Origin of the sequence: Sphingopyxis sp. (assembly GCF_965227415.1) — a bacterium.
Lineage (GTDB): Bacteria > Pseudomonadota > Alphaproteobacteria > Sphingomonadales > Sphingomonadaceae > Sphingopyxis.
In genome coordinates this window covers 2,880,587-2,899,945 of the sequence record NZ_OZ245749.1, presented here as the reverse complement: position 1 = coordinate 2,899,945, position 19,359 = coordinate 2,880,587, and the positions used below count along the sequence as shown (strand labels likewise).

Sequence of the window (19,359 nt, the reverse complement as noted above, 5' to 3'; positions counted from 1 at the left end):
CCCGCCTGACGCTTTTGCGCCTAGACCGAAATCATACTACCCCGAACGCCAGCATCGCGTCGGCGACTTTCTTGAAGCCGGCGATGTTCGCGCCCTTTACATAATCGATATAGCCATTGCCCTGGTCGCCATAGGTGATGCAGCTGGTGTGAATGCCGTCCATGATGTCTTTCAGCATCTGCTGCAATTCACTTTCGCTCCAGCTGCGCCGCCCGCTGTTCTGGCTCATCTCGAGCCCCGACACGGCAACACCCCCGGCATTCGCCGCCTTGCCCGGCGCGAACATGATCTTCGCATCCTTGAAGACGTGCACGCCCTCAAGATTGGTCGGCATGTTGGCGCCTTCGCTGACGGCGATGCAGCCGTTGGCGACGAGCGCCCTGGCATCATCGCCGAGCAGTTCGTTCTGCGTCGCACACGGCAGCGCGACATCGCACTTCACGCCCCACGGCGTCTTGCCCGCAGTGAAGCTCGCGCCCTTAAATTCGTCGCAATATTCCTCGATCCGGCCGCGACGGTGCGTCTTGTGCACCTTCACCCAGTCGATCTTTTCCTGCGTGATGCCGTCGGGATCGTGAATGAAGCCGCCCGAATCGGACAGGGTGAGCACCTTGCCGCCGAGCTGGACGATCTTTTCGGCCGCATGCGTCGCGACATTCCCCGAACCCGAGATGACCGCGGTTTTGCCCTTGAGATCCTGCCCCTTGGCAGCGAGCATGTTCGCAAGGAAATACACCGCGCCATAGCCGGTCGCCTCGGTGCGGATCAGCGAGCCGCCCCATTCGAGGCCCTTGCCGGTGAGCACGCCGGTGAATTCGTTGGTTATCCGCTTGTACTGGCCGAACATGAAGCCGATTTCGCGGCCGCCAACGCCAATGTCGCCCGCGGGCACGTCGATGTCGGCGCCGATGTGGCGATAGAGTTCGGTCATGAAGCTTTGGCAAAAGCGCATGATCTCGCGCACGCTCTTGCCCTTGGGATTGAAGTTCGATCCGCCCTTGCCGCCGCCCATCGGCAGTCCGGTGAGCGCATTCTTGAACGTCTGTTCGAACGCGAGGAACTTCAAAACGCTTTCGGTGACCGACGGGTGGAAGCGGATGCCGCCCTTGTACGGACCGATGGCGTTATTGTTCTGCACGCGCCAGCCACGCTGCACGCGAACATTGCCGTTGTCGTCCTCCCAGCACACGCGGAAAGATACGACCCGGTCGGGCTCTGCAATACGCCGCAGAATCTGCTGCGCGTGATATTGTTCCTTGTCGGCGATGAAATCGAAAATGTCTTCCGACACCTCCTGCACCGCCTGGACGAACTCGGGCTGACCCGGGTTGCGCCTTTTTACGCCATCCATGAACGTCGAAAAATCGACGTGATCCGAAACTGCCATGCACCCCTCCCCTATATGCTGGGAAAATCGGTGCGACCCACTGACGATTTTGTCGTTGACCGACCTCGCAGGTCAAAGGCTACACCATCGCGAAGCAAAGGCAAGACGCCAGCACGCGGGACGCAGGATTTTTGGTGCGCCGCACAAAGGGGACAAAGATGAACGAGAGCAAGAAGATGGCAGGCGGCATGAGCCCCACCAACCGGGCGATTTTGATCGCGGCCTTCGTCCTGTTGCTGGCCGCGGTTGGCTATGCGATCTGGCGCGATTCCGCCGTTTCTGCGCCCTCGACGCCCCCCGGAGCCGCCGCATCGCCCGACGGCCAGCTGGCCGCGCTGGAGGCGCGCGTAAAGGCCGAACCGACCAACGCCGAGGCGTGGACGGCGCTCGGCGCGGCGCGATTCGATCTGGAAGATTATCCGGGTGCGGCCGCCGCTTACGAGAAGGCCGTGGCGCTTTCGCCCGATTCGGCCGGGCTCTGGTCCGCGCTCGGCGAAGTGCGAGTCTATTCGAGCAAGCGCGATCCCTTGCCCGCCGACGCGCTCGCCGCTTTCGAGAAATCGATCGCACTCGACCCGAAAGATCCGCGCGCGCGCTATTTCATGGCGGTGAAGAAAGACGTCGGCGGCGATCACAAGGGCGCGATCGAGGACTGGTTCGCGCTGCTGGCCGACACGCCGCAGGGCGCACCGTGGGAAGCCGATCTTCGCCGCACGATCGAACAGGTCGGGCAGATCCACAAGATCGATGTCGCAACGCGGCTGATGAACACGCAGCCGCGCGCCCTGAAGGCCGACGAAATGCCGGTCGCGGCACGCGCGATTCCGGGACCGACGCGGTCGGATATGGAAGCCGCATCGCAGCTGCCCAAAGGCCAGCAGGACCAGATGATCCAGGGCATGGTCGAAGGGCTCGAGGCCAAGCTGAAAACCGATCCGTCCAACGTCGACCGCTGGATCATGCTGATGCGCAGCCGGATGACGCTGGGCGAGACGGCAAAGGCCGCGCAGGCACTGAAAGATGGAATCGCCGCCAATCCGGCGGCGGCCGGACGGTTGAAGGCACAGGCACAGCTGCTCGGCGTGCCGGGAGCCTGACCGCGGAATCAACGCCAGGAGTGGGCTCCCGCGAAGGCGGGAGCCCATCACCGGATCGTGCCGCCGAGGACCGGACGGACATGAATCCCCGCCTTCGCGGGGAAACACCGAAACTCGATTTCGGTAACTTACCCCGCCATCAGCGCCGCATTGCCGCCCGCCGCGGTGATGTCGGTCGAGATCGACTTTTCCTCGGCGAAGCGGTGGAGATAGTGCGGGCCGCCGGCTTTCGGACCGGTGCCCGACAGGCCGCGGCCGCCAAAGGGCTGCGACCCGACGATCGCACCGATCTGGTTGCGGTTCACATAGACGTTGCCGACCTGCGCGCGCGCCGCGATATGCGCCGCGACGCCGTCGATGCGGGTGTGGACGCCGAGCGTCAGCCCATAGCCCGACGCGTTGATCGCATCGATGAGCTGGTCGAGCTCGCCGCCCTTCCAGGTTGCGACATGCAGCACCGGGCCAAAGATTTCGCGCTTCAGGTCGGTGACATGGTCAAGCCGGATGACGACGGGCGGGACAAAGTGACCATCGGCGGGGATGTTCGTGCGCCCCGCCTCGGCGATCACGCGGCCCGCGGCGCGGGCTTCGGCGACATAGGCCGCGATGTTCGCGCGAGCCTCTTCGTCGATGATCGGGCCGACGTCGGTCGAAAGCAGCGCCGGATCGCCGACATTGAGTTCGGCCATCGCGCCCGCGACCATATCGATCATCGTGCCGGCGACATCCTCCTGCACGCACAGCAAGCGGAGCGCCGAACAGCGCTGCCCCGCCGACTGGAAGGCCGAGGCCACCGCATCGCGCGCGACCTGTTCGGGGAGCGCGGTCGAATCGACGATCATCGCGTTCGCGCCGCCGGTCTCCGCAATCAAGGTCGCGATCGGCCCGTCACGGCCAGCGAGGCTGCGGTTGATCATCCGCGCCACCTCGGTCGACCCGGTGAAGGCGACGCCGATGATGCCGTCATGGCCGGTCAGCGCCGCACCGACGGTCTCGCCGCGGCCGGGGAGAAACGCAAGCACATCGCCGGGGATGCCGGCTTCGAGCAGCAGTTCGACCGCGGCGTGTGCGATGAGCGGGGTCTGTTCGGCGGGCTTGGCGAGGACGCTGTTGCCCGCGGCGAGCGCAGCCGAGACCTGGCCGAGGAAGATGGCGAGCGGGAAGTTCCACGGGCTGATGCAGACAAAAGCGCCCTTGCCTTCGAGGATCAGCTCGTTGCGTTCGCCCGTCGGACCCGGGAGCGCAACCGGATAAGTGAAGTCGGCGCGCGCCTGCGCGGCATAATAGCGGAGGAAATCGACCGCTTCGCGGACCTCGGCGATCGCGTCGACGAGCGTCTTGCCGGCTTCGTCGATGGCGAGACCGAGGAAGAGCGCGTCGCGGTCCTGAAGCAGGTCGGCGGCGCGTTCGAGGCGTTCGGCGCGGAAGGTCCCGCCAGCGAGGCTCCAGTCGCCGTGCGCCCTGCGCGCTGCGGCGACCGCCGCCTCGACGGTCTCGCGGTCGGCCTCTATCACCTGGCCGACGATAGCGCCGGTTCCGGGGTTGCGCACCGGTTCGGCGCTGCCGCTCTGCGTTACGCCGCCGACGATGGGAGCGGCGACACGATGGCTCTGGCGCGCCTTGGCGATCGCGGCGGCCAGCGCCTCGGGAACCCCGGGCTCGCCGAGGTCATAACCGCGCGAATTGGCGCGGACGGGATCGAAGAGCTGAAGGCCGCTCGCGATCGTCGACGGCTTGCTCGCGATGCTGCGCGGGTCGACCGCCAGCTGCTCGGCGGTGACGTCGGGGTCGGAGAATTGATGCACGAAGCTGGAGTTCGCACCATTTTCGAGCAGTCGGCGGACCAGATAGGCGAGCAGGTCGCGGTGTGTCCCGACCGGCGCATAGACGCGCACCGGCCGCGGCGGCGGATAGAGCGCCATGATCGCATCGTGCGCACCCTCGCCCATGCCGTGGAGCCGCTGCAGCTCGTAATCGGCGTCGGCAAACAGCTCGGTCACGAAGGCAAGCGTCATCGCATTGTGGCTGGCAAAGGCCGGATAGATGCTGTCCTGGCAGCCGCGCAGAATCTCTGCGCAATGCATATAGTTGAGATCGGTGTGGTTCTTCGCGGTGAAAACCGGGAAGTCGCCGAGCCCCATCGTCTGAGCGCGCTTGACCTCGGTATCCCAATAGGCGCCCTTCACGAGCCGCATGGATATTTTGACGCCGCGCGCGCGGGCACAGTCGGCGACCCAGCGGATCACCGCAGGCGCGCGCTTCTGATAGGCCTGGATCACGATGCCGAGCCCGGTCCAGTCATCGGCGATCCCCGCGTCGAGCAGCGCCGCGAACACGTCCATATGCGGTTCGAGCCGGTCGCTTTCCTCGGCATCGATCATCAGCGGGATGTTGACGCTACGCGCCGCGCGGGCGAGCTCGATCACGCTCGGGATCAATTCCTGCCGGACGCGCGCATCCTGCAGATATTCGTAGCGCGGGTGAAGCGCCGACAGCTTGATCGAGATGCCGTGGTTGGCGTGCGGATCGCCGGGCTGCGCATTTTTGCCGATGCGCGCGATGGCGTTCGCATAGCTGGCGTAATAGCGCCGCGCGTCTTCGGCGGTGCGCGCAGCCTCGCCCAGCATGTCGAAGCTCGCGAGTTCGCTCTTTTCCTTGTCCGCGCGCTTGACCGCCGCGTCGATCGTCTCGCCCATCACGAACTGCTGGCCGAGGAGCTTCATCGCGGCGAGCGCCGCCTGGCGGATCACCGGCTCGCCCGAGCGGCGGATCATCGATTTCAGCAGCGAAAGCGGGTTCGCCTTGCTGCCCATGGCGCCGAGCATCAGCGTTGCCGAACCGAGCGACAGGCCGCGCGCCGAGAGCGCGACGATCAGCGGGCTGTCCTCATCCTCGCCTTCGCGCCAGTGGCGTCCGGCGATCTTGTCGCGGATCAGCGCATTGGCGGTCGCGCTGTCGGGGACGCGCAGCAGCGCCTCGGCGAGGCACATCAGCACAACGCCTTCCTCGGTCGACAGGCGATAGCGGTTCATCAGCTGCGCAACGAGCGTCTCACGGTCGCCCTCCGCCTTTGCCTTGCGAATCAGTGCGAGACCGCGCTCGGTCGTGGCGACGACGGTCGCGGACGAGCGGGCCAGCTCGGCGCGCAGATCGGCGACGATATCGGTTTCGGAGCGGCGGGCGAGAGCGCGGATGGCGGCGCGATCGGTGGGCTGGGTCATGGCCTTTTCTAGCATATTGCGGAAAGTCGATCCGACTTGAATTCTGCTTCCCAAATTAAGTTTTGACCAAATTTCCGATCGATCTTAGGCTGTACATATGAAAAATGAACCTTCTTTAGTCGATCTGGATGACTTTGATCGCAAGATCCTCTCGATTCTGGGGCGCAATGGACGGATCACCTTTACCGAGCTGGCGCAGCAGGTGGGGCTATCCAAAACGCCGTGTCAGCTACGCGTAAAACGGCTCGTCGACAGCGGACTGATCCTGGGGTTTCGCGCGATCGTCGATCCGGCCAAGGTCGGCCTCGACCATGTCGCCTTCACCGAAGTGAAACTGTCCGACACGCGCGAGGACGCGCTGAAGCAGTTCAACACCGCGGTGCGACAAATCCCCGAGGTCGAGGAATGCCATATGATCGCGAGCAGCTTCGACTATCTGCTCAAGGTGCGCACCCCCGACATCCGTCGCTATCGCATCGTGCTCGGCGAGAAGATTTCGAGCCTGCCGCATGTCGCGAGCACCTCGACCTTTGTCGCGATGGAGACGATCCTCGAATCGGCGCGCTAAAGCCTCAAAAGCCCCGCACCGACGCATCCCGATTGTGTCCTTTGTGGCTTTAAGCGGAGATCGATTATCGACGGTGGAAGAGCGAAGGAGCAGGCTCGCACAGCCGCAGGATGTAGGAAAGACCCAATCTTTCGTCATTCCGGCGAAAGCCGGAATTCACTGGTCCATCATGAGGAATGGTTGAGATCCCGGCCTGCGCCGGGATGACGAAAGGGGGGGGATGACGAAAGGGGGGGGATGACGAAAAGGGGGATGACGAAGGGGTGGGATGATGACGGGCGCTAGAGCGCTTCCCTGACATAATCGACCGAACCGCGGTCGTCGGCGAGGCGCGCGGCGCCGAGCAGGCGGTTCCAGTAGGTTTCCGACCCGTCGGCGAGCCGCCATTCGTGAAGGCGGCGCGTATAGAGCTGAAGATCATATTCCTCGCTGATCCCGATCGCGCCATGGACGGCGTGCGCGGTCGCAGCGAGGCGTGCCGCCGCCGTGCTGGCGATCGACTTGGCAGTCGCCGCGGCGGCGAGGCTTGGCGGCAAGCCGCCCGCACAGCCGATCTGCGCGGCGATGCGGCACGCGACCATATCTTCGGCCATCACGGCCATCTGTTGCTGGAGCGCCTGCTGCTTGCCGATCGGCTTGCCGAACTGGACGCGCTCGCCCGCATAGGCGGCGGTCATCGTCGTGAGCCGGTCGGCTGCGCCCGCGATCAGCGCGGTGCGGAGGATGGCGGCGATGGCACGAAGACCGCCTGCGGGCGCGGCGGCCATCGCTTCGCCGTCGATGGAGGCGAGACGGAGCGCGGTGCTGCCGAACACGCCAACCGGCTCACCCCTGGCCTCGACCAGGTGGAGATGCCCCGCGGTTTCGACCAGGATATGGTCCGAAACCTGGCCAAAGGGGACGATCGTCTCGCCCGCGCTTGCGGTCGCCAACGCAATCGGGCCATCGGGACAGTCGCCAAGCAACGCCCGCGCGATCATCGTCTCGCCGACAGGGAGCGGTACGGCATGACGGCCGAGCGCCTGCCACAGCGCGCATATTTCGGACAGCGGCAGCCCTGCGCCGCCGCGTTCCTGTGGAACCAGCGCGTCGAGGAAGCCCGATTCGGCCAGGGTGCCCCACAGCGCATCGGCGCTTTCACCGGCCTCGATCGCGCGCACCGCTGCCGGAGGCGAAAGGCTTTCGAGCATCCGCTCGAACGGTTCGAGAAATTCGTTCATCAGCGTAGCCCCATGCCGCGCGCGATAATCCCGCGCAGGATTTCGCGCGTCCCGCCGCGCAGCGAGAAACTCGGCGCCACATGGGTGACATAGAGCAAAGTGCGGTGCAGCTCGGCATCGACGGGTTCGTCGGGATGCGACGCGAGATCGTCGCCGATCGCGACGGGCAATTGCTGTTCGAAGGCGGTGCCCAGATCCTTGACGAGCGACGCTTCGGTCACCGGACTTTCGCCCGCCGCGAGCCGCGCGGTACAGGCGATCGACATCGCGCGGAGCAAACCGAGCCGGGCCGTGAAGTCGCCGACCAGCGCACGCGTCGCGCCATCGTCGCGGCCGACGGCTTGCAGATGCCGCACCCATGCATCGAGCAGCACGACGCTCGAATAGATCCGCTCCGGCCCGCTGCGCTCGAAGGCGAGTTCGGCGGTGACCTGTTTCCAGCCATCGCCTTCATTGCCGATCAGCGCGTCCTCGGGCAGATCGACATTGTCGAAGAAGACTTCGGCGAAATGCGCGTCGCCCGACAGATCGCCGATCGGGCGGATCGTGACGCCGGGGGCCTTCAGGTCGATGATCAGCTGCGACAGGCCGGCATGGCGGTCGTCGGGGCCGCCCGATGTGCGCACCAGCGCGATCATATAATCGCAGTGCGGCGCGCCGCTGGTCCAGATCTTCTGTCCATTGACGCGCCAGCCGGTTGCAGTGCGCTCGGCGCGGGTGCGCACGCTCGCGAGGTCGGACCCCGAGCCAGGCTCGCTCATCCCGATGCAAAAGAAGATGTCTCCGCGCGATATCCGCGGCAGATACTCTTCGCGCTGCGCCTCGTTACCGAAATTGAGGATCAGCGGCGCGCTCTGCCGGTCGGCGATCCAGTGCGCCGCCACGGGCGCGCCGACCGAGAGCAATTCCTCGACGACGACGAAGCGCGCGAACGGCCCGCGATCGTGCCCGCCGTACCGTTTGGGCAACGTCAGCCCGAGGAAGCCCGCTTCGCCGAGACGCCTGCTGAAGGCGGGGTCATAGCCCTGCCACGAGCGGGCGCGCCGGTCGGTGCCCGCGGCCGCCGCCGCTTCCGCCGCGAGAGCGCGGATCGCCGGCCGGATCGCTTCGTCGGCATCCGGCAGGCTGGCAAGGCTGAGCGTATCGAACAACCGCGTGTCCTCTCCCTATCGCATTGTCATCGCGCCTATTGCGCGGGCGCGCGAAGGACAATGGCTTTCTTCCCGCCGTTCGGGACGCCGCGACGACATGGTGGTTGGTGCATCCGAACGCGGCAACCGCGGCAACCGCAGACGCCTTGGCGTCGCCGTCTTGACAATTGGCATTATATTTCCATATATACGCCAATTGTCAGAGGAGCCACATGTGCAGCTCGTAGCGATCGAAAATGCCGCATCACCGCCGACGCCCGCGTTTTCCCGGGCGGAAGTGCAGGCGATGCAGCGGGCGGCGATCCGGCTGCTCGACCATTGGGGCGTGACCGACGCGCAGGCCGCAATCCTGCTCGGTGATATTGCGGTGCGCACCTATCAGCGGTGGAAGCAGGGCGAATATGGCCGGTGGAACGTCGACCTGGCGGCGCGCCTGTCGAATTTGATCGGCATCCACAAGGCGCTGCGGCTGCTCTATACCGAAGCCGACCGCGGCTATCGCTGGATCAAGGCGCCGAATCGCGCCTTTGGCGATCGGTCGGCGCTCGACGTGATGCTGGGCGGGCAGCTCACCGACCTGATGCGCGTGCGCCGCTATCTCGACAGCTATCGCGGCGCCTGGTGACGACCGGATGATCCAGCCTCCGCTGTTTCCTGTCGACTGGCCCTTGGCCGTCCGCCTGATCGAAAGCCGATATCCGCCGATCGACCTGTTCGAGGATATCGCCGATCCCGAAGATTGGGAGCTGCTCGCGGCAGCCGAAGCAAAGACCAACCCGCGCCTGGCCGAGACGATCGGCAACCTCGACCTCGTCCCCGCGCACCGCCGCGTTTCGGGACCGGGGGCGAGCTATGTCATGGCACCCTTCACCCATTGTTCGCCCGACCGGCCGGGCCGGTTCCACGACGGGCACTTCGGCGCCTATTACGCGGCCGAAGATTTCGAGACCGCCGTCGCCGAAGTCACGCATCATCAAGCCCGGCGCCTGCTCGACACCGGCGACGAGCCCGGCTGGATTTCGGACATGCGCGAACTGGTCGGATCGGTACGGGCCGAACTCGTCGACATCCGCGGCGGCGGTTTCGACGCGCTTCTCGCGCCCGAGGATTATGCCCCGTCGCAGGCCTTTGCCCGGCAGCAGCGCGACGCCGGTGGCAACGGGATCGTCTATCCCTCGGTTCGCAATCGCGGCGGCGCGTGCATCGCCGCCTTCTGGCCCGACGTGGTGGCGACGCCGATCCAGGGCCGCCATTTTCGCTACCATTGGAATGGCGCCCGGATCGACATGATCCACGAGCTTCGCCTCGATGGCGACGGCCCGATATTCCGTCTGGAGATATGACCGGCCCAAACCGCTTCGGGGATTGACCGCAGCTAGGCGAGGCGGCAAAGGGCCGAAATCGGTGCGCGGGTGTAGCTCAATGGTAGAGCTTTTGCTTCCCAAGCAAGTGACGAGGGTTCGATTCCCTTCACCCGCTCCAATTTCCTGTTCGCCGATGTTCATAGGCGTCTAGACAAACCCCCAAAATCTAAGGTATTTAGCGGCTGTAAGGCCGATAGCATCCGCCTGCGTCCGCATACAGCCGCTATCCGGTGGGGGTATGATTGGGGGGCATTTGCGAAATGGCCAAGTCGATACCCCCACGCTTGGGGGTATATTGGGGGTATAGGCCCCGGAAAGGCTGGCAATCCCGTGGCTCTGACAGATGTAGCCATCCGCCATGCCAAGCCAGCCGCGAAAGCGATCAAGCTGGCGGACGGTGGCGGCATGTTCCTGCTGGTTACACCAGCCGGGGGTAAGCTCTGGCGGCTCAAGTATCGCGTCGATGGGCGCGAAAAGTTGCTGGCCATCGGGGCCTATCCCGAAATCGGGCTTGGCGAAGCTCGCCGTCGCCGGGAGGAAGCGCGGGAGCTGATTGCCCTTGGCAAAGACCCTTCGCGCGAAAAGCAGCGCGACAAGGTGCGCGCCCGCATACAGGCAGCGGACACGTTCACAGCGATCAGCACCGAGTATTGCGCCAAGCGGAGGCGCGACGGTGCCAAGGGCTGGGCACCCGCCACGGCCATTCGCAGCGAGTATCTTCTTTCGCTGGTTTGCGGCTCAATCGGCAAGTTGCCCATTGGTGAGATTGAACCGGCGGACGTACTGACAGCCATTCGCCGGATCGAAGGCAAGGGGAAGCTGGAAAGCGCCCGGCGCAGCCTGCAACTGGCTGGCGCGGTGTTTCGTTATGCCGTGGCGACGGCGCGGCTGGCGTCGGACCCGACCCGCGATCTGCGCGGCGCGCTGACTGCGCCAACCGTGACACATTACGGCGCGATCACCGATGCCAAGCGGGTTGGCGAACTGTTGCGCGCCATCGATGGCTATGAAGGCAGCGGCATTACGAAGGCCGCTTTGCAAATCGCACCCCATGTATTCGTTCGACCCGGCGAACTGCGCCATGCGGAATGGAGCGAAATCGATCTGGACGGCGCACTCTGGATCATCCCTGCGGGCAAGATGAAAATGCGCAAGGCGCACCATGTTCCGCTGTCGCGGCAAGCTGTCGAGCTGTTCCGCGAATTGCAATCGGTCTCCGGGCCGAACGGCTACGTTTTCCCTTCGATCCGAACACGCGCCCGCCCAATGAGCGAAAACACCATCAATGCCGGGCTGCGGCGGCTGGGCTATGCCACCGACGAAATGACGGCGCACGGTTTCCGCGCCATGGCCTCCACTCTCTTGAATGAAAGCGGCAAATGGAATCCGGATGCAATCGAGCGTGCCCTTGCCCATGGTGACACCGACAAGGTGCGCGCGGCCTATCACCGAGGGGCGCATTGGCAAGAGCGCGTGGAAATGGCGCAATGGTGGAGCGACTACCTCGACACGTTGCGCAAAGGAGCCGAGATCGTGGCGCTTCGAAAGCAGGGCGCTGCCTGACCGAATCGACCCCACCTTTTCCCCCACGGAATAAGTGGGCAGATAAGCCACATATTGCACATTCCCGCTCTGTTCTCCTATGCTGCGCGCTGGGGATAGGCAGGCCAGCCGACAAGCGCGCATCCCACGTGTTTCCCCGCTTCAACCTGGGAGCCGCGAGGGAAGCGGAGTGGACAAGCCAGTTGAACATGCCAATCCGCTAACCGTCGCATTGCGGCAAGACCCCGTGGGCAGGCTACAAGAGGCTCTGCGCAAGCTGCGGGAGAACTGGGTTCATCACGGCAATGAGCCTTGGTCCGTTCCGCTTGTCGCTTCTGATCTGTCAAACGGCGTTCAAACGGGACCCCCGATCGGCGTCGAAGAAGGACCCCCTTGCGGATATGATGGGGGTTTGTTGAGGTGAGCCTTGCGCTGCGTGCGGCGGAGGTCGGGCGTAGCCCGACCGGAGGCGCACGCAGCGCAAGATAGATTTTTGAAGGCGGCGAAGGTGGCGGTCAGCTGCGGTTTTTGAAGCGCCAGCTATCGTTGCCCGTCTCGACGATATCGCAGTGGTGGGTGACGCGGTCGAGCAGCGCCGTGGTCATCTTGGGATCGCCGAAGACGGTAGGCCACTCGCCGAACGCGAGGTTCGTGGTGATGATGACGCTGGTGCGCTCATAAAGCTTGCTGATGAGGTGGAACAGCAACTGCCCTCCCGAGCGTGCGAACGGCAGATATCCAAGCTCGTCGAGCACGATCAGGTCGAGCCGCGACAGCTGCGCCGCCAGGGTCCCGCCCTTGCCGATCCGGGTCTCCTCTTCGAGGCGTGTCACCACCGAAGATCACGGGCGATCGCCTTGATCGCCTTCCCAGACGCATGCTCACGCCGAATCCGAACCACTGTCTCCACTACCAACATCCCGTTCTCGCCAACTGATCAAACCAGTCAGCCGCCTAAATCCTCGGGATGAAGGGGTCCTTTTTACACGCCGATCACCCCCCGACGGGGGTGCCTATTGCACGCTGATCCTCATGATTGAGAAGTGGCACGCGTGAGAAAATGTCAATTTCCTGTTCTATTCCAATCGTTTGGTGCGCGCGAGTGCTCGCGTACGGTGTGTATCTCAAACTGAGATGATGGTTGCGGCATTCCATCCCGTATGGCAATTTCGGACCATGCAAACCAAGCCAGCGGGAACCGTTGGGCGAAGCCGAACAAGGGCAAATTTCACCCCTAGCTTTCAAGCTTGGGGGTATTATTGGGGGTATTTTGAAAATGCTCACAATAAGAAACGTCGGAAATCTGGGGGAATTTGCCTATTTCGCGGTTCCCTTCACCGCTCCACTTTTCGAATCGCGACGAAGGCCGGCCTAGTTCGAGCTGTCGCGCTTCACCTTCACTTTTTGACCGATGAACTCGATCTCGCTGTATGCGGTGAGGAACGCGATATCGGCGGCATCGCGGCCGACGCAGATGCGGGCCGTCTCGGTCGGGCGCGTCATCCCCGTCGCGTCGACCATGTGCCAATCGCCATCGAGATAGACTTCGGCAACGGCGTGAAAGTCCTGCGGATCGACGCGGAGGGCATAGACGCTCGCCATGCGCGCCGGGATATGCGCGGCGCGCGCGAGCGCGATCATTACATGCGCATAGTCACGGCACACGCCGCGCCGCTCGACAAAGCTGTCGAGCGCGCCGGTCTCGGCATTGCTGGCGCCCGACACATAGGTGAAGCGGCTTTCGATCCAGTCGCGCATGCGCCCGATCTTGGCGCCGCCGTCATGCTCGCCGAAGCGGCGATCGACGAAGGCGTGGAATTTGTTCGACGGGCAATAGCGCGATTCGTTGAGATAAGGGACGGCCTCGGCCGGCAGACGATGGAGCGGCACCGCCGCCAGGGTGCGGAAATCGACGTCGGGCCGGTCGACCTCGACCAGCGCGCGATATTCGGCGCGCAGTTCGCCGACGCTGCGCAGCCAGATCGGCTCGCAAATGCCGTCGCTCGCGGGAACGCGCGCCAGATATTCGGGATCGCCGAGGTCGAGCGACGTGTCGATCACGCGTTGCCCGTGCCCGTTCGCCGCCTCGACCTGAAGCATCAGGTCGACCGGTTCGGGGAGGCGATAATTTAGGGAAGCGGAAATTTTGAGTTTCATCTATCGCCAACGCATGAGGGAGGGATCGGTGCCGCTAGTGGTCGCAAAGAGAAAGCGCAAGTGACGCCCGCGCGCACGATACCCTTTATCGTCGTGACAATCTTCATCGACGCGATCGGGTTCGGCATCATCATGCCGGTGCTGCCGCAACTCGTCATGGAGGTCGGCAGGATCGACCTGCCGCACGCGATCGAGATCGGCGCATGGATCGGCCTGGTGATGGCGGTCGCGACCTTCCTGGCTTCGCCGGTGCTCGGCAATCTGTCGGACCGGTTCGGACGCCGACGCGTGCTGTTGCTGTCGCTGGGCGGACTGACCGCCGATTATGTGCTGCTGGCCGTCGTCGGTACATTGCCCTGGCTGTTCGTCGCGCGGGCGATCTCGGGAATTTTCGGGGGCAGCTATGCGGCGGCGCAGGCCGCGATTGCCGATATCACCAAACCCGCCGAGCGCGCGCGCAACTTCGGCTTCGTCGGCGCGGCGTTCGGCGTCGGCTTCGTCGTCGGACCCGCGATCGGCGGCTTGCTCGGCGAACTGAGCCCGCGCGCGCCGTTCGTCGCGGCCGCGATTCTGGCCGCCGCGAACATGCTCTATGGCCTGATCATCTTTCCCGAGACGCTGCCCGCCGAGCGCCGCCGCGCGTTCGACTGGCGCCGCGCCAATCCGCTCGGCGCGCTTCGCACGATGCGCGGCCTGCCGGGCATGGGCGGGGTCGCGACGGTGCTGGTGCTGTGGCAGATCGCCAGCCTTGTCTATCCGATGACGTGGAGCTTTTACTGCATCGCGCAGCTCGGCTGGACACCGGGCATGATCGGCGCGAGCCTGGCGGCGGTCGGCGTGGCGATCGCGCTGGGCCAGGTCTTTGTCGTCGGCCCCGCCGTCGCCCGCTTCGGCGAACGCGACGCCGCAACGCTCGGCATCCTCGTCGCGGTCGCGGTCTATGTCGGATATGCGTTCACGACATCGACGATCGGCGCCTTCCTGTTGCTGATCCCGGTCGCGCTCCAGGCACCGGTGCAACCCTCGCTGATGGCGATGATGTCGCGGCGCGCAACGCCCGAGACGCAGGGCGAGGTGCAGGGGATTTCGGCGATGGCGATGGGACTGGGCCAGCTTTTCGCACCGATCCTGCTGACGGGAACGATGGCCTGGTTCACCGCCGACAAGGCCCCGGTGCATTTTCCGGGCGCCGCCTTCATCGTCGCGGCGATCTTTGGCCTGTTCGCGATCGTCATGCTTCGCCGTCTGCCGCGGGCGACGCGCGAAACCGATCAGATCCCGCCGTCGGTCACCGCATAACCCGCAGCCTCGAGCCCCGCGGCAAGCATCGCGACGCAGGCCGCGACCGCATCGCTTTCGGTCGAGCGGACGACGAAGTTCGCGCCGACCTTGCCTTCGCGAAAGAAGGGATAGCTGCCGATCGCGACACCCGGATAGTCCTTTTCGCCCTGACGGAGCAGGTCGGCGACTTCGCTTTCGGGCGCCCACGCGCCGATCGTCTGCGCGACGAGCGGCGCGCCGCCTTCCAGCTCGCCGGTCAGCGCGTCGAGCATGCCCGCGGTGATGTGCGGCACCCCCGCCATGACGAAGAGATTGCCGATGCGGATGCCCGGCGCCCCCGACATGCGGTTCGGGATCAGTTCGGCGCCGTCGGGCGTGCGCGCCATGCGCAAGCGCGCCTCGGTCAGTTCGCCGCCGCGCGCGGTGTAATAGCGCTCGAGGATGGCGCGCGCATCGGGATGGACGATCACGCCGACGCCGAGCGCCTTTGCCACCGCGTCGACGGTGATGTCATCGTGCGTCGGGCCGATCCCGCCCGTCGTGAAGACATAGTCGTAGCGCGCGCGGATCGCGTTCAGCGCCGCGACAATCTCGTCCTCGACATCGGGGACGATGCGGACTTCGCGCAGGCGAATGCCCTGCACGTCGAGCCAGGTCGCAATCTGCGACACATTCTTGTCCTGTGTGCGGCCCGAGAGAATCTCGTCGCCGATGACCAGCACGGCGGCGGTCCAGATGCGTTCATCGCTCATCGCTTTGCCTTAGCCCGCTGGCATGACAAAACAAGTGGGATGGAACATCGAACATGTTCCTGTTATGTTCGCACTCGATTCGCAATGCAAAGGGAGAGCCGCGATGGCCGATGCGCTGATTTTCTATACCAACCCCATGTCGCGCGGGCAGATCGTCCGCTGGATGCTCGAAGAGGTCGGCGCGCCCTATGAGACGCATATCCTTGGTTATGGCACCTCGATGAAGGACGCCGACTATCTGGCGATCAACCCGATGGGCAAGGTTCCGGCGATCGTCCACAACGGCACGGTGGTGACCGAATGCGCGGCGATCTGCGCCTATCTGGCCGATGCCTTTCCGGCGGCGGGGCTGGCACCGGCGGCGGCGGATCGCGGCGATTATTATCGGTGGATGTTCTTTGCGGCAGGACCCGTCGAACAGGCGATCACCGCCAAGCATTTCGGGATCGACCCCGATACCGATCAGCAGCGTTCGGCAGGCTTCGGGACGCTCGAGCACGCGCTCGACGCGCTCGAAAGCGCCGTCGCGGGCAAGACCTATGTCGCGGGCGACCGCTTCAGCGCCGCCGACGTCTATGTCGGCAGCCAGGTCGACTGGGGGCTGCAATTCGGGACGATCCCGTCGCGTCCGGCGTTCGAGGCCTATGCCGCGGGCCTGCGCGAGCGCGCGGGATACAAGGCAGCGAAAGCGATCGACAATGCGCTGATCGCCGAGATGCAGGCGGCGGACCCGAACTGATGTGAACCTCGGCTTTGGGGCGGGAAGCGGATGTTCGCCCGACCCAGCGTGCTCCCCGGCGAAAGCCGGGGCAGCTGACCCGTGGTGCTCCCCGGCGAAGGCCGGGGCAGCTGACCCGTGTTGTTCCCCGGCGAAGGCCGGGGTCCAGGGCGTTCGAGAGCCGGCGTTGCGTGAATACGCACTGGACCCCGGCCTTCGCCGGGGAGCACATCAGCATCGTCCGCAATGGGTCGTTTGCCCTCCGTCATGCTGAACTTGTTTCAGCATCCACGGCCGGACCTCTCCGTCAGCGCCGTGTCGAAGGAAACGGCGGACCATGGATCCTGAAACAAGTCCGGGATGACGACAAAAGGGACGTCCGCAATGGGTCGTTGCCCGGTTTCCACATGGACCAGCAGGCTGAGGCCGAAGCGGAGAGCGATCGTCTCCTCGTTCGTCACCCCGGACTTGATCCGGGGTCCATAGCTGCACCGTCGTCGGGGACCCCGGATCAAGCCTGTCCCGAGCATGCCGAAGGGTCCGGGGTGACGATCGATTGCGCGTCCGGTTGGGGTCGTGAGTGGACAGTCACCCGGCCCAGCGTGCTCCCCGGCGAAGGCCGGGGTCCAGGACGTTCGAGAGCCGGCATTGCGTGCGCACGCTGTGGACCCCGGCCTTCGCCGGGGAACACGTCACAATCGTCGGCAATGGGTCGTTAGCCATCCGTCATGCTGAACTTGTTTCAGCATCCATGGCCGGACCTCTCATCTCGCGCGCCGTCGAAGGAAACGGCAGCCCATGGATCCCGGATCAAGTCCGGGATGACGACAAATGGGACGTCTTCTTTCAGTCGTTAGCCGTCATTCGCTCCACAAACTCGGACCAACCCCCAAAGAAAGAGCCCGGCGAATCGCTCCGCCGGGCCCCCTTGTCTTGCGTCTTGTCCGACCGCTTAGTCGCGGCTGCCCAGCATATTGAGCAGGAAGGTGAACATGTTGACGAAGTCGAGGTAGAGCGTCAGCGCGCCCATCACCACCGACTTGCCGACAAAGTCGGTCCCGCGGACATAGAAATACATGCTCTTGATCTTCTGCGTGTCATAGGCGGTGAGGCCCGCGAACAGCAGAACGCCGATCGCGCTGATCGCCAGGCCCATCGGCCCCGACTTGAACACGAAGGCGTTGAGCAGCATCGCGACCAGCAGGCCGACGAGGCCCATGATCAGGAAGGTGCCAAAGCCCGACAGATCCTTCTTGGTCGTGTAGCCATAGAGGCTGAGCCCGACGAACGCCGCCGCCGTCGCGAAGAAGGTCTGCGCGATCGAGGTCTCAGTGAAGGCGAGGAAGATCGTCGACATCGACAGGCCCATCAGCGCCGCATAGGCCCAGAAGAGCATCTGCGCGGCGGTCGTCGACAGCTTGTTGATGCCGAAGCTCAGCACCAGCACGAACGCGAGCGGCGCCAGCGCGACAACCCACATCAGCGGGCTGCCGACCATCGAGGCGGTGAAGCCCGAATTATAGGCGAGCATCGCGACGATGCCGGTGAGCAGCACGCCCGAACCCATATAGTTGTAAACCGACAGCATGTACGACCGCAGGCCCGCGTCGACGGCCTGATCCATCGCGCTCGCGCTGCCAGGAAAGCCGGACGCCGCCATATTGGGGTCGTTCCAATTAGCCATTGTCTTTACTCCATCTTCGGCCAGACGATACCGGCCATGCCGACAATATCGGGATTTTCGCGCCTTGTTTCAAGCGAAACCGGACGGAGCCGTTTGATATGCCGTGGCACCGCCCGGTGAAAGGCCTATGCTGGCGGCGCCATGTCGACCCACCGCCTGTTCGTCGCTCTCCGTCCGCCGCGCCCCGTTCGCGAGACGCTGGTCGCCGCGATGCACGGCATTTCGGGCGCACGCTGGCAGGATGACGAGCAACTCCACCTGACCTTGCGCTTCATCGGCGAGGTCGACCATCACCGCGCCGAGGATATCGCCGCCGCGCTCGGCAGCCTTCATGCGCCGGCCGTGACCGCGCGCATCGCCGGGGTCAGCCTGTTCGAACGGCGGGGCCAGCCGCATATGGTCTGGGCCGGCGTCGAGCCGGCGGAGCCGCTCGCGGCGCTGAACCGCAAGGTCGACCAATTGCTCGTGCGCGTCGGTGTGGTACCCGAAACGCGGGCGTTCCTGCCGCATATCACGCTGGCCCGACTGAACCGGAGCGCGGGGCCGGTCGCACCGTTTCTGGCGCTGAACAGCGATCTGGCGAGCGACCCCTTCATCCTCGGCCATGTCACGCTGTACGAAAGCGAGATGGGGCATGGCGGATCGCGCTATCACCCCGTTGCGCGCTACCCTCTGGCCGACGCGACAAGCGCGGCGCGCTATCCTCTGGCCGACGCGACAAGCGCGGCGGCGACGGCGCTGACATCGTCCCACGTCGCGGCGAAACCGTCGTCGTCGCCATAATAAGGATCGGCGAGGCTTTCGCCCCGGCGGCGGGGGATCAGGTCGAGCATCAGCTTTATGTCGGCCGACGCGTCGGCGGGCCGCAGCGCCAGCGCATCGCGCAGGTTCGCGGCGTCGGCAGCGAGGATAAGGTCGAAGCGATAGAAATCGTCGCGTTGCAGCTGGCGGCCGCGCAAGTCCGAAATGTCGGTGCCGCGGCGGCGCGCCTCGGCTTGCGCGCGGCGGTCGGGCGGATGGCCGACGTGCCAGTCGCCGGTCCCTGCCGAATCGAGCGTCGCGCCGATGCCGGCTTCGGCAAACGCCACGCGGGCAGCGCCTTCGGCCAACGGCGAGCGGCAGATATTGCCAAGGCAGAGGAACAGGATCGCGGGGCCATTCTGTCTATCGTCGCGCATATCGCCTCTCTGTTCCGCCGAAGTTGAACCGACTTTCAA

General features: G+C 64.8%; 16 protein-coding genes, 1 tRNA gene and 1 pseudogene. 9 read left to right on the top strand and 9 right to left on the bottom strand.

The features are described from left to right. Positions 1-31: 31 nt before the first annotated feature. Positions 32-1,387: an NADP-specific glutamate dehydrogenase gene (gene gdhA / locus ACO055_RS14265; protein WP_422059536.1), complete on the bottom strand. Its 1,356-nt coding sequence runs from the start codon at positions 1,385-1,387 to the stop codon at positions 32-34. Between the two features lie 158 nt (positions 1,388-1,545). Between gdhA and ACO055_RS14260 the strand changes: the two genes are divergently transcribed. Beyond that, on the top strand, positions 1,546-2,484 hold the full coding sequence (locus tag ACO055_RS14260; RefSeq protein WP_422059535.1) for a TPR domain-containing protein: 939 nt from the start codon (positions 1,546-1,548) through the stop codon (positions 2,482-2,484). 128 nt (positions 2,485-2,612) lie between these two features. Here the strand turns inward: ACO055_RS14260 and putA are convergent, their stop codons facing one another. Next, complete coding sequence (gene putA / locus ACO055_RS14255; protein WP_422059534.1) at positions 2,613-5,705, bottom strand: bifunctional proline dehydrogenase/L-glutamate gamma-semialdehyde dehydrogenase PutA; 3,093 nt, start codon at positions 5,703-5,705, stop codon at positions 2,613-2,615. 97 nt (positions 5,706-5,802) lie between these two features. On the opposite strand from putA, the gene ACO055_RS14250 reads away from it, so the two are divergent. After that, complete coding sequence (locus ACO055_RS14250) at positions 5,803-6,273, top strand: Lrp/AsnC family transcriptional regulator (protein ID WP_422059533.1); 471 nt, start codon at positions 5,803-5,805, stop codon at positions 6,271-6,273. A gap of 281 nt (positions 6,274-6,554) precedes the next feature. Here the strand turns inward: ACO055_RS14250 and ACO055_RS14245 are convergent, their stop codons facing one another. Both ACO055_RS14245 and ACO055_RS14240 read right to left on the bottom strand, forming a co-directional pair. Then, positions 6,555-7,493, bottom strand: coding sequence for an acyl-CoA dehydrogenase family protein (locus tag ACO055_RS14245; RefSeq protein ID WP_422059532.1), 939 nt, complete (start codon positions 7,491-7,493; stop codon positions 6,555-6,557). After that, the gene (locus ACO055_RS14240) at positions 7,493-8,644 is read right to left on the bottom strand and encodes an acyl-CoA dehydrogenase family protein (protein WP_422059531.1); all 1,152 of its coding nucleotides are present in this window, start codon (positions 8,642-8,644) and stop codon (positions 7,493-7,495) included. The genes ACO055_RS14245 and ACO055_RS14240 overlap by 1 nt, the downstream gene beginning before the upstream one ends. A 286-nt stretch (positions 8,645-8,930) precedes the next feature. On the opposite strand from ACO055_RS14240, the gene ACO055_RS14235 reads away from it, so the two are divergent. The 4 genes from ACO055_RS14235 (at position 8,931) to ACO055_RS14220 (ending at position 11,571) form a co-directional block, all read left to right on the top strand. After that, positions 8,931-9,269: an MbcA/ParS/Xre antitoxin family protein gene (locus ACO055_RS14235; RefSeq protein WP_422062475.1), complete on the top strand. Its 339-nt coding sequence runs from the start codon at positions 8,931-8,933 to the stop codon at positions 9,267-9,269. A 7-nt stretch (positions 9,270-9,276) separates the two neighbouring features. Then, positions 9,277-9,987 carry an RES family NAD+ phosphorylase gene (locus tag ACO055_RS14230; protein WP_422059530.1) on the top strand — a complete coding sequence of 237 codons (711 nt, stop codon included), beginning with the start codon at positions 9,277-9,279 and terminating at the stop codon, positions 9,985-9,987. Between the two features lie 65 nt (positions 9,988-10,052). Then, a tRNA-Gly gene (locus ACO055_RS14225) sits at positions 10,053-10,126 on the top strand. Between the two features lie 212 nt (positions 10,127-10,338). Beyond that, complete coding sequence (locus ACO055_RS14220; protein ID WP_422059529.1) at positions 10,339-11,571, top strand: tyrosine-type recombinase/integrase; 1,233 nt, start codon at positions 10,339-10,341, stop codon at positions 11,569-11,571. 494 nt (positions 11,572-12,065) lie between these two features. Here ACO055_RS14220 and ACO055_RS14215 read toward each other — a convergent pair. Next, positions 12,066-12,386, bottom strand: a pseudogene (locus ACO055_RS14215) (ATP-binding protein); the annotation flags it as partial. Positions 12,387-12,921: 535 nt separating this feature from the next. Beyond that, positions 12,922-13,707: a transglutaminase-like domain-containing protein gene (locus ACO055_RS14210; protein WP_422059528.1), complete on the bottom strand. Its 786-nt coding sequence runs from the start codon at positions 13,705-13,707 to the stop codon at positions 12,922-12,924. Between the two features lie 60 nt (positions 13,708-13,767). On the opposite strand from ACO055_RS14210, the gene ACO055_RS14205 reads away from it, so the two are divergent. Continuing rightward, positions 13,768-15,006 (top strand): MFS transporter, encoded by a 1,239-nt coding sequence (locus tag ACO055_RS14205; protein WP_422059527.1) that lies wholly within the window; start codon positions 13,768-13,770, stop codon positions 15,004-15,006. Here ACO055_RS14205 and ACO055_RS14200 read toward each other — a convergent pair. Continuing rightward, the gene (locus ACO055_RS14200) at positions 14,979-15,740 is read right to left on the bottom strand and encodes a competence/damage-inducible protein A (RefSeq protein ID WP_422059526.1); all 762 of its coding nucleotides are present in this window, start codon (positions 15,738-15,740) and stop codon (positions 14,979-14,981) included. The genes ACO055_RS14205 and ACO055_RS14200 overlap by 28 nt on opposite strands. Positions 15,741-15,843: 103 nt before the next feature. Between ACO055_RS14200 and ACO055_RS14195 the strand changes: the two genes are divergently transcribed. Further along, entirely contained in the window at positions 15,844-16,479 is a 636-nt protein-coding gene (locus ACO055_RS14195) for a glutathione S-transferase family protein (protein ID WP_422059525.1), read from the top strand. Between the two features lie 931 nt (positions 16,480-17,410). On the opposite strand, the gene ACO055_RS14190 is transcribed toward ACO055_RS14195, so the two are convergent. Next, on the bottom strand, positions 17,411-18,142 hold the full coding sequence (locus tag ACO055_RS14190; protein ID WP_422059524.1) for a Bax inhibitor-1/YccA family protein: 732 nt from the start codon (positions 18,140-18,142) through the stop codon (positions 17,411-17,413). Positions 18,143-18,283: 141 nt separating this feature from the next. Between ACO055_RS14190 and thpR the strand changes: the two genes are divergently transcribed. Further along, positions 18,284-18,925 (top strand): RNA 2',3'-cyclic phosphodiesterase, encoded by a 642-nt coding sequence (gene thpR, locus ACO055_RS14185; RefSeq protein ID WP_422059523.1) that lies wholly within the window; start codon positions 18,284-18,286, stop codon positions 18,923-18,925. Here the strand turns inward: thpR and ACO055_RS14180 are convergent. Then, positions 18,841-19,320, bottom strand: coding sequence for a low molecular weight protein-tyrosine-phosphatase (locus ACO055_RS14180; RefSeq protein WP_422059522.1), 480 nt, complete (start codon positions 19,318-19,320; stop codon positions 18,841-18,843). The genes thpR and ACO055_RS14180 overlap by 85 nt on opposite strands. Positions 19,321-19,359 lie beyond the last annotated feature (39 nt).

Bases quoted from the DNA above. Each gene is read 5' to 3' on its own strand.
- gdhA (WP_422059536.1), bottom strand. From the start codon at position 1,387: ATGGCAGTTTCGGATCACGTCGATTTTTCGACGTTCATGGATGGCGTA.
- ACO055_RS14260 (WP_422059535.1), top strand. From the start codon at position 1,546: ATGAACGAGAGCAAGAAGATGGCAGGCGGCATGAGCCCCACCAACCGG.
- putA (WP_422059534.1), bottom strand. From the start codon at position 5,705: ATGACCCAGCCCACCGATCGCGCCGCCATCCGCGCTCTCGCCCGCCGC.
- ACO055_RS14250 (WP_422059533.1), top strand. From the start codon at position 5,803: ATGAAAAATGAACCTTCTTTAGTCGATCTGGATGACTTTGATCGCAAG.
- ACO055_RS14245 (WP_422059532.1), bottom strand. From the start codon at position 7,493: ATGAACGAATTTCTCGAACCGTTCGAGCGGATGCTCGAAAGCCTTTCG.
- ACO055_RS14235 (WP_422062475.1), top strand. From the start codon at position 8,931: ATGCAGCGGGCGGCGATCCGGCTGCTCGACCATTGGGGCGTGACCGAC.
- ACO055_RS14230 (WP_422059530.1), top strand. From the start codon at position 9,277: ATGATCCAGCCTCCGCTGTTTCCTGTCGACTGGCCCTTGGCCGTCCGC.
- ACO055_RS14210 (WP_422059528.1), bottom strand. From the start codon at position 13,707: ATGAAACTCAAAATTTCCGCTTCCCTAAATTATCGCCTCCCCGAACCG.
- ACO055_RS14200 (WP_422059526.1), bottom strand. From the start codon at position 15,740: ATGAGCGATGAACGCATCTGGACCGCCGCCGTGCTGGTCATCGGCGAC.
- ACO055_RS14195 (WP_422059525.1), top strand. From the start codon at position 15,844: ATGGCCGATGCGCTGATTTTCTATACCAACCCCATGTCGCGCGGGCAG.
- ACO055_RS14190 (WP_422059524.1), bottom strand. From the start codon at position 18,142: ATGGCTAATTGGAACGACCCCAATATGGCGGCGTCCGGCTTTCCTGGC.
- thpR (WP_422059523.1), top strand. From the start codon at position 18,284: ATGTCGACCCACCGCCTGTTCGTCGCTCTCCGTCCGCCGCGCCCCGTT.
- ACO055_RS14180 (WP_422059522.1), bottom strand. From the start codon at position 19,320: ATGCGCGACGATAGACAGAATGGCCCCGCGATCCTGTTCCTCTGCCTT.